This window comes from Corynebacterium epidermidicanis (assembly GCF_001021025.1).
In the GTDB taxonomy this organism is placed as follows: domain Bacteria; phylum Actinomycetota; class Actinomycetes; order Mycobacteriales; family Mycobacteriaceae; genus Corynebacterium; species Corynebacterium epidermidicanis.
In genome coordinates, this window is record NZ_CP011541.1 from 1925252 (window position 1) to 1938468 (window position 13217).

The following is a 13217-nucleotide window of genomic DNA, read 5'->3' on the forward strand; positions in this document are numbered from 1 at the left end:
GTACAAAAAATCCAGGTGGGTGCGCTTGTTGTGTGCACCCACCTGGATTCTTATTGCCTAGCCCCAAGCCTTGAGCAGGGCGTCAGACTCTTCCTGGGTGGTGATGGTGATCCGGACCCCTTCTGGGAAAGCCCGCACAAGCACGCCCTTTTCCGCAAGGTTGGCGGCGATCTCCTGCGGTGTCCCCAGCGCCGAAACGGCATCGGCAGGCAACCAAATGAAGTTCGCCTCGGAAGGCAACGCACCATGATCCGCTAAGGATTCCACGACCCGGGCACGCTGCTCAATGGTGGTTTCGATGCGTTCGCTCAGTTCATCCTGCGCGTGCAGGGATGCCAAAGCTCCTGCTTGTGCAACGGCACTCACTGAGAATGGGATGGCCACCTTGTTCAAGGCCCCGATGATCTCTGCGGAGCCAAACGCGTAGCCTACGCGGACACCGGCCAAGCTGTATGCCTTAGAGAAGGTGCGCAGCCCCACCACGTTCGGGTGCGAATCCAGGAAGTCGGTGGCCACTGGGGTGTCGGTGGCGCGGTTGTACTCGAAGTACGCTTCGTCCAGCGCCACGATGACATCCGCAGGCACCGCCGCCAGGAACTCCTGGAATTCCGCGGTGGTCACTGTGGTACCCGTTGGGTTATTCGGATTGCAGACAAACACCAAGCGGGTGTGCTCGGTGATCGCTGCCGCCATTGCCTTCAGGTCCACTCCGTGGTTGTCGTCTAGCGGGACAGCTACCGGCTTCGCGCCAACTACCTGCGCAAAGAGTGGATAAGCCTCAAAGGAACGCCACGGGAACACGATCTCGTCTGCAGCGGTGCAAGTGATCTGAACGAGCTGCTGGCACAGTGCCGAGGATCCAGTACCCACCGCGACGTTGTCCAGGGTGAGACCAAGGTGTTCTGCGAGTGCGGTGCGCAGCTCAATCGCACCCATGTCTGGGTAGCGGTTGGCTCCAGCTGCCGCGGTTTGCATTGCTTCGACGGCGGATGGCAGTGGCGGTTGCAGGGTCTCGTTGGAGGAGAGCTTGATGGCATTCTCGGCTCGTTTGCCAGGAACGTAGGCTGGCAAGTTTGCTAGATCTGCGCGAATCATGGTTGAAGTGTCCTTCTTATGGGTTGCGTGGGCCACGGGGGCCGTAGTCGAATTCAGCGGTGAGCGGGCCGAATGCTTGGAGACCGCGAGGGGCGTCGAATGGATCGAGGTGCACTTCGAGGAACGCGCCGTCGTCAGACTTGGCGATCTGCTGCAGAGCTTCCTCCAGCTCGCCTTCGGTCCGAGCAACATAGGACTTCATCGTGGTGTCGCGCATGAACACCTTGGGCAGCTCGGCGTAGGACCAGTCCTGGATGTCGTTGTACTCGTCCTCCATTCCCAGGATGAAGCGCTCGATGGTGTAGCCCTTGTTGTTGACCAGGACGATGAGAGGCTTCAGTTCCTCGCGAACGATCGTCGATAGTTCTTGCGCGGTGAGTTGGAAGGAACCGTCACCGATGAACAACACATGGCGACGCTCAGGTGCCGCCAACATCGAACCCAGCAACGCCGGCAGCGTGAAACCGATCGATCCCCAAATCGGCGAATTGATGTATTGCGTTCCCGCCGGCATCCGCAGCGGCCCCAGTCCGATGTTCGACGTGCCTGCTTCAGCGATCACCACACCGTTTTCTTCCAGATGGCTCACGAAGTGTGGCCACATCCGAGCCTGCGTCAACGGCGCCTGCTTATCGACGACGAACTCCGGCACCTCCACCTGCTCCGAAGCTGCCGGTGCTTGCACAGCTGGGAGCTTTTCGAGCAAGATGGCCAGAAGTTCGAGGGTGTTGATGCCCACGAAGTACTCCCCTGCGACGAGCGCGTGCTGATCGCCAAAGTTGACGATATTCTTCTCCGGCAAATGATGAGTGTAAGAACCGGAGTTCACCTCGATGAAGCGTGGGTTCGTGGTGACGAGGAAATCCGAGTTTTCCACGCGCTCTTGCACTCCAGGTGCGGAGGCGGAGCCGTTGTACACGCCAAGAAACAGTGGGTGGCGCTCCGAAAGCAATGCCTTGCCGGAAGTCAGTTGCGAATAAGGCAGCTGCGTCTTTTCGATGATCGCCCGGAATTTTTCGGTAAAACCGTGCCGGTCAGTGTCCTGGTCGAGCAGGAAGATGGGGTCCTTGGCCTCTGCAAACCGCTTCAATACTGCGTCTGCAGCAGCCTCAAGCCGCTCGGTGTCGGAGCTGGCAAGTGCGGTGCTAAATGGTTCGTCCGGAACCTCAATGGTCAAGTGCGTAATATCCGATGGGATCTGGATGTGCACCGGGCGCTTCTCCCGCAGGCAGGTGTGCAGCGCGCGATCAAATTCCTCCACGACATTCATCGGGGTCACCCGGCACGCCACTTCGGTAAATGGTGCGATGGCTTCGAGCATGTTGGCGTAGTCGCCGTCGGCAAGCGAGTGGTGCATGGCCCAACGGTATTCGGTGGCGTAAAGCGGTGGTGCGCCAGCCAGGGAGACCACTGGGACATGCTCGGCGCGCGCACCGGCAATGCCATTGATGGCAGAGAGTTCGCCCACGCCGTAGGTGGTGAGCAGACATCCCACGCCACGCTGGCGGGCGTAGCCGTCGGCGGCATAGGCGGCGTTGAGCTCGTTGCAGGTACCCACGAATCGGATCCCCTCGGCGTCTCGAACTTGCTCGAGAAAACTGAGGTTGAAGTCGCCGGGGACACCGACGATTTCCGTGATACCGATTGCCTTGAGGCGGTCAATAATGAACTCGCCAACGGTGGTGCGCATGGAAGATGAAGCCTTTCTTAGGTGAGGTGGAGCGAACAATGAGTGATTTTAGGACGCGTCGGAGAGCTTTTCTTGACGCCGATCGTGAATCATCTTGCCTTGCCAGATTACGCCCAGGACCAGGATCCAGATCGGGAGGGCGATGGCACCAGTGCGGTAATCCGGAAGGATCGCCATCAGAACGTAGATCATCGCGAAGAAGGCGAGGCAGATCATGTTTGCGATAGGGAAAAATGGAGCAGCATATGAACTCTTGACGCCGTCTTGCCGCTGGACCTGACGGAACTTGAAGTGCGAGATGGTGATAGATGTCCACGAGATCAACTCAGCGCCGACGATGATAGCGATGAAAATGATCAGTAGCTTTCCTTCGAAGAGGTAGTTCAGCAGTACGGAAATCCCCATCAATGCCGCATTGAACAGCAATGCACGTACCGGCACCCCGCGGGAGTTCGTGGCAGCGAAGAACGGTGGTGCCTGATCTCCCAGGGAAAGGTCGCGCAGCATGCGGGTTCCGGAGAAGGTCATGGTATTGAACACGGAAAGTGCCGCGACCAACACGATGAGGTTCAGCCCGGTGGCAGCGCCGCTAATTCCGATCGTGGTCAGTGCACGGACGAAGGGCGAGGTTGCGGTGTCCAGCTGGTCCCATGGCGCGAGCAGCACAATGATGCCCATGCCGCCGATGTAGAACAGCAATATACGCCAGATGACGGAGTTAATCGCGTTCGGGAGGGTCTTTTCTGGGTTTTCCGTCTCCCCGGCTGCAGTGCCGATGGATTCGATGCCACCAAAGGCAAAGATGACGGCTACCAGCGAAAACAGCACGCCGGTGAAGCCCATAGGGAACATACCACCGTGCTCGGTGATATTCTTAACACCCAGTGCAGGTTCCGGAGTAAGCCCCAGCACGATAGCGGCGCCCACCACGATCATGAGGATTAGCGCGGCAACCTTAATGAAGGAAAGCCAGAACTCTGCCTCCGCAAATGCACCTACGTGTACCAGGTTAATGGCCGTCACAATGAGCAAAGTGACCAAAGCGGTGATCCAGTGGGGCAGGTCCGGGAACCAGAAGTCCATGATGGTGCCCGCTGCGGTCAGCTCCAGCATTCCGACCACGATGGTGGTAAACCACCAGTTCCAGCCGGTGATAAACCCGGCGCGCCTACCGATGTATTCGCGGGCATAGGTGCTAAAAGACCCGGAAACAGGGTGAGCTACGGCCATCTCGCCGAGCATGCGCATCATCAAATAGATCACGAAACCAGCGATGGCGAATGCGACCAGGACCCCAGGTCCAGCTTGTTGGATCGAAGCGCCCGAGCCCAGGAACAGTCCGGTGCCGATGGCGGAGCCGAAGGAAATCATCTGCAGGTGGCGTGATTTCATGCCACGGTGCAGACCGTCATCGGCGATGTCTACCGATGTTTTGTTTTCTACAACAGTCATTGTAGGGCTGCCTTTCGTGGGTTTTAGCCATTGACGATGTGTGGGTAGCCGAGGCCCTTAAGCCCCTCGACTGCGAATTCCACGCCGTAACCGGAGGACTTGATGCCACCAAATGGGACGCGTGGATCCACTGCACCGTGGGCGTTGATCCAGGTAGTGCCGGCCTCTAGCTGTCCCGCGACTTCGAGGGCGCGCTCGCGGTTGGAGGACCAGACAGAGGAACCCAGTCCAACGTCGAGGGAGTTTGCCTGCTCGATCGCCCAATCGAGGTCGGTGTACTTGATGATTGGCAGTGCTGGGCCGAACTGCTCTTCGACAACCAGCGGGTTTTCCGGGTCGATGTCGGCGATCAGGGTGGCTGGGTAGAAGTAACCGGGAGCGTCGTAGTCTGGGTTCGCACCGGTCAGGACACGAGCACCGGAATCCACGGCAGCCTTGACCAGGCGGTCAACAATCTCAAACTGCGCCTTGTTTTGCAGTGGGCCCAGGACATTATTTTCATCGAGGCCGACACCCATCGGGGAGGCCGCCACGACGTCGACAAACGCGGCACACACCGCGTCGTAGAGGGATTCCGGAACGTAGAGTCGCTTCATCGCAGCGCAGGTCTGGCCGGTATTGATGAACGCACCCCAGAACAGGTCGCCGGCGATTGCTGCTGGATCAGCGTCGTCGAGGACGATGCCAGCGTCGTTGCCGCCAAGCTCCAGCGTCAAGCGGGTCAGGTTGTCAGCGGAAGCAGCGGCGATCTTCTTGCCGGTTGCGGTGGATCCGGTGAACATGAGCTTGTCGACGCCCTCATGGCTGGACAGCGCGGCGCCCACCTCGCCACCGCCAGTGACGACCTGCAAGATGTTCTCTGGCAGCACTTCGTTGAGTACCTTCACCAGGGCGAGTACCGAAAGTGGAGTGTATTCAGATGGCTTCATGACCACGGCGTTGCCCATGCGCAGCGCTGGGGCAATCTGCCAAACGCTGATCATCATCGGCCAGTTCCATGGGCCAATCGCGCCGACGACACCGAGTGGTCGGTAGGTGACGGTTGCTTTGACGTCAGCGTCGACGGCGACGTAGTCCGGAGATTCAAAGGATGCGGTGGCTCGGAGCCAGCCTGCACATGCTCCAACTTCGAATCGGGCATTCGGCCCGTTGAGTGGCTTGCCTTGTTCGCGGGAGAGCAGCTCCGCCAGCGCTTCTGCGTTCGCTTCGACGGCGTCGGCTGCCTTCATCAGCAGCTCGCTGCGCTGTTCGTGGGAGAGCTTGGCGAACTCGCGCTGTGCCTTGCGAGCGGTGGCTACGGCGGCATCAACATCCGCAGCCGTGCCTACTGGGCAAAAGCCGAGGGATTCGCCGGTGGCTGGGTTAAAGATCTCCTGGCCGGACTCGGTGGAAACGGAGGCGAGAAGCTCTGAGTAAGTGGTCATCGAAAATTCTCCAATCTGTGGAAATGAACATGGTCCGCTGTGGCGCAGGACACGATGTCACTCATTGTTGCTTGAGCCACAGCCTCTCAATTGACTTTCCGTGCACAAACCTTGTTTGAAAATGTGCTGAGCATCACTTAGTGTTGTTTCCCATGGCTGAACACACACTGGCTCAGTGGCGCAGCGCCGCCTCGTCCTACTTCGGACGCCTCCAGGTATCCGCCCCGGACGCAGCAGGTTTCCGCGCACAACTGCGGGTAGCCAACCTAGGTGAAGTGATGCTGTTCGACATGCACACCCCAGCCCACCATGTCTCCCGTTCCCCAGCAGACATTGACGAGCACAACATCCCCTACTGCAAGCTATCCCTGCAGCTCGCCGGACACTCGACACTGACCCAAGATGGACGCACGGCAACCTTGACTCCTGGCGACCTCGCGCTCTATGTTTCCCAGCGTCCCTACGAGTTGGACTACCAGTGCGAACAGCGCACGCTGGTGGTTTTCTTTCCACAGCGTCTCCTCACCGCGACACCCGCCCAGATCAGCGCCCTGACAGCTAAGCCCATCTCCAAGAATGACGGATTGGGGCGCGTAGCTATTCCGCTTTTCGAGCAGCTAGCCACCAATATCGATATTCTCGACGGCGCCCACGCCGAAGCTCTCGTACGCTCCGCGCTGAACATGCTGATCTCGGTCTTTGCCAACGAAATCCCCAACGAGCCATCAAACCTGCTCTTTCGTCAGGCGACCGCCTATATTGACCAGCATCTCGCCGATCCCGACCTCAGCCCCACCACAATCGCAACCGCGCTATTCGTCTCGGTGCGCCACCTACACGCGCAGTTTTCTCGGGAGGGACTCACTGCCGCAGCCTACATTCGGGGCCGGCGTCTCAGCCGCATCCGCGACGACCTCACCAATCCCCAATTCATCAGCGAACCAATCCAGGCCATCGCGGCCAGGCACGGGCTTATCGACGCCTCCCATTTCTCCCGCGCCTTCAAAGCGGAATTCGGAGAGTCCCCCAAGGCGTACCAGGCAAAACATTCCTAAGCTTGTGTTTTTGCCAGACATGAAGAAATGAAAGATGCTGTTCGTGGTCACACTGTTGGTGCGGCAAGCGATCCCGCCCAGGCCATGACATTCAGGCAAGCGTCGCACACCAGCACAAGAAATCCCATCAGGCACTAGTGCAGACAAGCTTCAAAACGAGATCAAGAACCACGCCTAATCAGCTTCAGTTTCAACACGGGTTACTCAGATCCCCGCCCGCGACAAGCGGGGTCAAGTCGCCCAAGCATGACGAAGGGCCGTGGGGAAAGATTCCCGCACGGCCCTTTTGCCGGAAAAGTCGATTACTTTTCCTTGTCGTTAACTCCAGCCAACAATGCCAGACCCATAGCTACCAACCAAGAGTCCTTTGCCAAAGGCAAGCCCGCTTCGGTTGGGCGAATGTTGTCAGATTCGGTGTTGCCATCGTTGCCGAAGTACAGGCTAAGCAGGCCAGAACCGAAGCCGGTGAGGGCCAAGCCCGCGATGCGGTTAGGTACGAATGGCAGCAGGAGGCTGGCAGCTACGGCCGTTTCGGCGAACCCGAGCACGGTGCCGAACTTGTCAGCAGGAATCTGCTTCACCAGCGGCATGCCGGTAGCAGCAAATTCTTGCATGCCGGCGGATACTTCCGCTGGCATACCAATCTTGCCGAGTCCGGAGTTAAGGATAAAAGCGCCTGGAATTGCGCGGAGTGCGAGTGCTGCAAGATTCATGGTGGTTCCCTTTCCAAAGATTGTTGATATGTCTACAATTATAGCGCGTGGTGCCAATTTGCGCAAGGTATCCGACAAAGTTGTTACACACCTCTTTTCTCACCCTCCCCCGTTTCTTAAGGTTATTGCCATTTTTTGACCTTGGTGTGACAATGGAAATTCCTTGCTTTTACCGAGACTGATTCATGAGGAGTATTGTGCGACGGTCCGCAAATAGGTTTCTAGCCACGATGTCCACTCTCGGATTGGTTATCGGATTGACCGTGGCGGCGCCGTCGGCAAGCGCGCAAAGCTCACAGTTTCAGCCGGGTGGTGTGTTGGGCAGTTCGGCACTAACAGGCCTGAGTGCCGAACCCACCAAGCCACTTCACGCGAGCAGCGAGGCGATGTTTTCCTCTCCCCTCGTCGCGCAAGGTGGCGTCAATGCGCTGCTGAGCTCGCTGGCCATCGTGGGCTCATCTGAACTGCCTGTTTTCGGAAGCACTTTTGTGGAACCGCCCTTCCCCACGGTTCCGGGGATTACGAGGCCAAAGGTCGTCGAGAAGCGGCAGGAAGACCGCGCCGAACGTTGGATCATTGCCTCTCCCGCTATGGAACGCGAAGTGGAGGTATTGGTTCGCCCGGCGCGAAGCACGACTGCCACTGCACCTGTGCTCTACCTGCTCGACGGAGTGGATGCGAAACCGGCGGGCGAATGGTTGAGCCCCGGCGACGCAGCACAATTCGGCGATGACGTCACCCTGGTGATGCCGACCCAAGCCCGGGCATCGCTATGGATGGACTGGGACAATGACGACCCAGTCCTCGGGCGAAACAAATGGGAGACGTTCCTCACCGAGGAACTCCCTGGCCTGGTGGAAGCCCAACCCGAAGTGCGATTCAACGGTAAACGCGCTATTGGTGGGATTTCGATGGGCGCCAACGCGGCTGTGATGATCGCCAACCTCAACCCCGGCAGATACGACGCCGTCTTCGGCATTTCCGGTTGCTACTCCACCCTCGACGACATTGGCCACCAGATCACCAACCTCATGGTGTCCTCGCGTGGCGGGAATTTGGACAACGTGTGGGGCCCCTTCGGCTCGCCGGGCTGGCAGCGCCACGACGTTGTTTCCGACCCTTCCGGACTAGCCGGAACCCGCATGTACCTTAGCGCTGGTAGCGGCGTGATTAACGACGCCGAGCGCGAGTTCTTCTACAACGCCACCAGGTCGTCCGAGATCGCATTAAGCGCCACCCTGGAAGCAGGTGTACGCACCTGCACCCAGCGTCTCGAACGCGAAATGAATCGCCACGACCTCGCCAGTAACGCTCGCTTTGCTTACTCCGACCGTGGTGCCCACACCTGGATGAACTTCAACACCCAGGTGGGGCCTGCTTGGGAATACATCCGCCCGGCGCTTTACTAGCGCTGTGAGCCTAGCTAAGCCGACGCGCACCATCACCAGGAACAGCCAGCAAGAACGAGCATTCGGGGAAACCAGCATCAGCAGCTGCCCGCGAAATCTGTGCCACGGTATCTTCTACTTCGGATTCTGGCAGCAAAACAATAACGCTACCGCCAAAGCCGCCTCCCGTCATTCGGGCCCCAAAGCGGCCCGCAGCCTGAAACGCCGACTCTAATTCCTCGGTGACTACTTCGTACAGATCCCGCAGGGATTCGTGACTTTCCTGCATATACTGTCGAAAAGCTGCCATGTCCGCATCCTGCAAAGCCTCAGCCGCTTTCAATGTACGCTGGGTTTCTTCAACCACATGCTGCAATCTTCTGCGAACAATGCTGGCGTCAAGTCCTTGTTCTATCGCCCAAGCGTCGGCTTGCGAAAGCGCCTGTTCTGCTGCAATCTCCCGTAGGGTTTTCCCCTCTCCAACCAGCGCTAGAGAGACCTCGTCAATAATGCCTCGTCGACTGGCATATTGACCGTCGTTGAGGGCGTGGGGTGCATTAGTGTCAGCGACGAGCAACACCATGTCTTGAGCTGCGAGGTCAAACGGCACCAACGTGACGGTGTCAGCATGAAAATCAATAACCAAAGCTTTCCCGGCGACGCCGAACAAGGAGGCTCGCTGATCTAACCCGCCGGTGGAAGCTCCGACCACATCGTTTTCTGCTCGCATGCACACGGGCACCAGTTGCCCTCTCTCTTCCTGCGACGGTGCGTGACCATGAGTCAACTCGAAAGCAGCTACAGCGATTGCGCACTCAAGAGCCGCTGAGCTCGACAGCCCAGAGCCAACAGGCACATCAGAGACAATTGCGATATCCATCCCAGGGCAATTAGGCCAAATGCCCGACTGCTGTCCAGCCCACAGCACACCGACCACATAGCCAGCCCAATTGTCAGGGTGCTTCGGACCTACCTCGGAGAGTTCCATCTCAAAACTTAAAGGGTCGATCGCACCAGGTGCCTGGGATATTATCCTGACTCGTTGGTCAGAGCGTAGTCGCACGGCAAGCGCCGTCATCTGGGTAAGAGCAAAGGGAATGCTCACCCCTCCGGCATAATCGACATGATCGCCGATAACGTTTACTCGGCCAGGAGCAGCCCATACTCCGGCGGGTTTCGTACCAAAGTGGTCGTCGAAAAGCTGTCGGGCATCGCGATCGAGCTCTTCAGGAGTGCGAGTATTAATCCACTGGGTCATTTTCACCACAGTTCCTTAAATCGGGAGGCGATGCGCTCCGGCGTGGTGTCGTTGATCCACACGCCTTGCGAGGATTCCGATCCGGCAAGGAATTTCATCCGGTTCGGGGAGCGCATCAGGGAGAATAATTGGAGATGTAATCGGCCGTACCGGCGAAGTTGCGGATCTACTGGGGCTTGAGTCCACCCGGCGATATAAGGGGTGCGTTCCACCCCGGGAAAGAACTTATCTACGGCTTTGTACAGCCGACTCAACAGCCCGGCTAGCTCACGCTTTTCGAAGTCATGAAGCTCAGTAAAATCCGCCACATGGCGGTTGGGCATGACGACGACCTCCATCGGCCATTTCGCTGCGGCAGGGACAAAGACGGTGAAGCTCTCCGTCTCCTCCACGATTCGAGTTCTTGCGGCCTTTTCCTGCGCCAAAATCTCAGAAAAAAGCTCACAACCTTGTTCTTTTTCGAATTCCTGGGCGCGATTCACAATGGCGCGTAACCGTGGGCTCAAGAACGGGTACGAGTAAATCTGGCCATGCGGGTGCTGGAGGGTAACTCCGATCTCCTCCCCTCGATTTTCAAAGGGGAATACCTGCTGGACACCCGGCAGTGCCGAGAGCGCCGCGGTGCGATGTCCCCATGCTTCGATGACCGTGCGGATTCTCGTTTCCGGAAGATCCTTGAAGGAGACGGAAGGGTCCTCGGTAAAACAGACTACTTCGCAGCGTGCCAGCGCGGGCTTGCGCGGGTACAGGCCCATTTCGTCTACGTGATCGGCCCAATCGCCTGAAATGTCGACATGCATTGAAAATGACGGAAAGCGGTTTTCAAAGACCACGACGTCATAGGTGGGTGAGGGAATTTCAGTGGGGAGCTGACCAGGTTGAGTTGGTGCAAGGGGATTTTCATTTGCCGGAGGCATGAATGTTCGGTTCATGCGGTGGGCAGCAAATGCAACCCAGTCACCGGTGAACGGATCACGTCGAATCTCAGAGGTGACATGGGTCTTGGGGAGGTCCCGTGAGTCAACTAGCACGCGCTCACCGGGTTCGTGTTGGCGGTCATCAAAGTAGATGATTTCGCGCCCATCAGACAGGTTTGCGGTTGTGATATTAAGAGTCATTACTGCTTGTCCTGAATCCTTTGCTGCATACTAGTCGCTGCCGTTGACGATAATTGGACGAAGCCGTGCCCACACCATGAAGCCAATGCCCACAATGAGCATGCCGATGCCAGCCCAAAGGTTATCGGCTGCACTTTTTAGCTCGCCGTTTTCCGGGTTGTAGCCAGGGTCGAGCACAAAGCTGCACACGATTAAAACAATGCCGTAAATGCCGATCAGTGCTCCGATCACATTGCGAATATCGAACGCGCCGGCGATGTGGGGTGTTGATGCTTTCGGTGATTCCTGCAGAGATTCCGCTACGTGACGAAGTGGTGTATCTGCGGGCTTTGATGAATGTGACATGAGGATCTCCTAGTGGGCTGCTACATGAAGACGATGTTGAGGGCGACGACCATGATCAGGCAGATTATGCCCAGCGGAACGGTGCGTTGGTACCACGGCAACGTAGCTTCCGCTGCATCTTCAAAGTGGTCTTTCGGGGTAACCGAACGAACAAATCCGACGAGCTCTGCATCTGGCTTCGGTGTGGTGAAGCTGGAAACTACTATCGAAACCACGATGTCTGTCACGAAGGCGATAGTCGCAGCCAGGAACGCTGTCCCCTGCCCAGGCAATTGGAGGAGAGGATCTGCCCCCAGGGAGAGCGACCAGAAACCTACTGCTGCCAACGTGCCTGAGACAAGCCCCGCCCAGCCAGCATGCGGTGTCATGCGTTTCCAGAACATACCCAAAATGAACGTGGCGAATAGCGGGGCGTTAAAGAACCCAAACAGGGTTTGCAGGTAGTCCATCACGTTGCCGAAGTTTTGTGCCAGCAACGCGGTGAACATAGCAATAACAGTGGCCACTACCGTAGCAATCCGCCCAAACTTCAAGTAGTAACCATCCTCGCGGTCCTTCACCACGTAGGTCTGCCAAATATCGTAGGAAATCACCGTGTTAAAAGCGGAAATGTTCGCAGCCATGCCGGCCATGAAAGATGCGAGCAGGCCGGTAATGGCCACGCCCAGCAGTCCGTTCGGCAGCAGGTCGCGCATGAGCAGCAGCACGGCGTCATTTGGCTTTGCCGTAGGGCTATCTCCCATGAGTTCGGCCACCGTCACGGAAGCAACCATGCCTGGAAGTACAACGAGGAACGGGATGAACATCTTCGGGAATGCGCCAATGATCGGCGTCTTTCGGGCAGCCGATAGCGACTCAGAGGCCATAGCACGCTGAACTTCAACGAAATTCGTGGTCCAGTAACCGAAGGAAAGCACAAACCCCAAGCCAAAAGTGATGCCGATAACTGAAAGCACTGGGCTGGCAAAGCCGGAAAGTCCCTGACCGGGCCAGGTGTGGAAGTTTGCTTCGGTAGCTACAGCTGTTTTCAGCCCAGACCAGCCCCCAACGCGATTCATGCCGATGATGGTCAGTGGTAGCAGTGCCGCCACGATGACAAAGAATTGCAGTACTTCGTTATAGATCGCTGCTGATAGTCCTCCCAAAGTGATATAAGACAGCACAATCAGAGCAGCGACCACCAACGTGACCCACAGTGGCCAGCCAAGCAACGCGTTAACAATTTTGGCGAGCAGCAAAAGGTTGACACCTGCGATGAGCAACTGTGCCAGTGCAAACGAGATCGCGTTGACCAGGTGCGCGCCAGCGCCGAATCGACGACGCATAAACTCGGGCACTGACCGGACTTTGGACCCGTAGTAGAAGGGCATCATCACTATTCCAAGGAACACCATCGCGGGTACGGCGCCGATCCAGAAATAGTGCATCGTCTGGAAACCATATTGAACGCCGTTGGCGGACATACCGATAATTTCCACCGCGCCCAGGTTGGCGGACACAAAAGCTAACCCTGTAACCCAAGCTGGTAGCCCACGGCCGGAAAGAAAGAAATCGATTGATGATGACACCCTGGATTTTGCAGCCCAGCCTATGCCAAGAACGAAGAGGAAATACAGCGCCACGAGGGTGTAATCGACCCAGGACGCGTCGAGACGCAATGCGGAATCCATAATGATCCT

General features: G+C 57.5%; 11 protein-coding genes. 2 read left to right on the top strand and 9 right to left on the bottom strand.

Annotated features, from left to right (window positions below):
- Window positions 1–57: 57 nt before the first annotated feature.
- From hisC to CEPID_RS08900, 4 genes are read right to left on the bottom strand one after another with little or no spacing between them, the layout of a single operon-like run.
- Window positions 58–1095: a histidinol-phosphate transaminase gene (gene hisC, locus CEPID_RS08885; RefSeq protein WP_047240680.1), complete on the bottom strand. Its 1038-nt coding sequence runs from the start codon at window positions 1093–1095 to the stop codon at window positions 58–60.
- Window positions 1096–1111: 16 nt separating this feature from the next.
- A complete protein-coding gene (locus CEPID_RS08890) occupies window positions 1112–2785 on the bottom strand; it encodes an alpha-keto acid decarboxylase family protein (RefSeq protein ID WP_047240681.1) in 1674 nt (557 codons plus the stop codon).
- Window positions 2786–2833: 48 nt separating this feature from the next.
- A complete protein-coding gene (locus tag CEPID_RS08895) occupies window positions 2834–4237 on the bottom strand; it encodes an amino acid permease (RefSeq protein WP_047240682.1) in 1404 nt (467 codons plus the stop codon).
- A 23-nt stretch (window positions 4238–4260) separates the two neighbouring features.
- On the bottom strand, window positions 4261–5661 hold the full coding sequence (locus CEPID_RS08900) for an aldehyde dehydrogenase family protein (RefSeq protein ID WP_047240683.1): 1401 nt from the start codon (window positions 5659–5661) through the stop codon (window positions 4261–4263).
- 152 nt (window positions 5662–5813) lie between these two features.
- Here CEPID_RS08900 and CEPID_RS08905 point away from each other — a divergent pair, with 152 nt between their 5' ends.
- Complete coding sequence (locus CEPID_RS08905; protein WP_047240684.1) at window positions 5814–6716, top strand: AraC-like ligand-binding domain-containing protein; 903 nt, start codon at window positions 5814–5816, stop codon at window positions 6714–6716.
- Window positions 6717–7018: 302 nt separating this feature from the next.
- Here CEPID_RS08905 and CEPID_RS08910 read toward each other — a convergent pair whose 3' ends face one another.
- Window positions 7019–7429 (bottom strand): hypothetical protein, encoded by a 411-nt coding sequence (locus tag CEPID_RS08910; RefSeq protein ID WP_047240685.1) that lies wholly within the window; start codon window positions 7427–7429, stop codon window positions 7019–7021.
- A 230-nt stretch (window positions 7430–7659) separates the two neighbouring features.
- On the opposite strand from CEPID_RS08910, the gene CEPID_RS08915 reads away from it, so the two are divergent.
- Window positions 7660–8838 (top strand): alpha/beta hydrolase, encoded by a 1179-nt coding sequence (locus CEPID_RS08915; protein WP_047240686.1) that lies wholly within the window; start codon window positions 7660–7662, stop codon window positions 8836–8838.
- Between the two features lie 10 nt (window positions 8839–8848).
- Here the strand turns inward: CEPID_RS08915 and galK are convergent, their stop codons facing one another.
- From galK to CEPID_RS08935, 4 genes are read right to left on the bottom strand one after another with little or no spacing between them, the layout of a single operon-like run.
- The gene (galK, locus tag CEPID_RS08920; protein WP_047240687.1) at window positions 8849–10075 is read right to left on the bottom strand and encodes a galactokinase; all 1227 of its coding nucleotides are present in this window, start codon (window positions 10073–10075) and stop codon (window positions 8849–8851) included.
- Between the two features lie 2 nt (window positions 10076–10077).
- A complete protein-coding gene (galT, locus tag CEPID_RS08925) occupies window positions 10078–11193 on the bottom strand; it encodes a galactose-1-phosphate uridylyltransferase (RefSeq protein WP_047240688.1) in 1116 nt (371 codons plus the stop codon).
- A gap of 30 nt (window positions 11194–11223) precedes the next feature.
- Complete coding sequence (locus CEPID_RS08930) at window positions 11224–11538, bottom strand: hypothetical protein (protein ID WP_236684229.1); 315 nt, start codon at window positions 11536–11538, stop codon at window positions 11224–11226.
- Between the two features lie 20 nt (window positions 11539–11558).
- Window positions 11559–13208 carry a sodium:solute symporter family protein gene (locus tag CEPID_RS08935; protein ID WP_047240689.1) on the bottom strand — a complete coding sequence of 550 codons (1650 nt, stop codon included), beginning with the start codon at window positions 13206–13208 and terminating at the stop codon, window positions 11559–11561.
- Window positions 13209–13217: the final 9 nt, after the last annotated feature.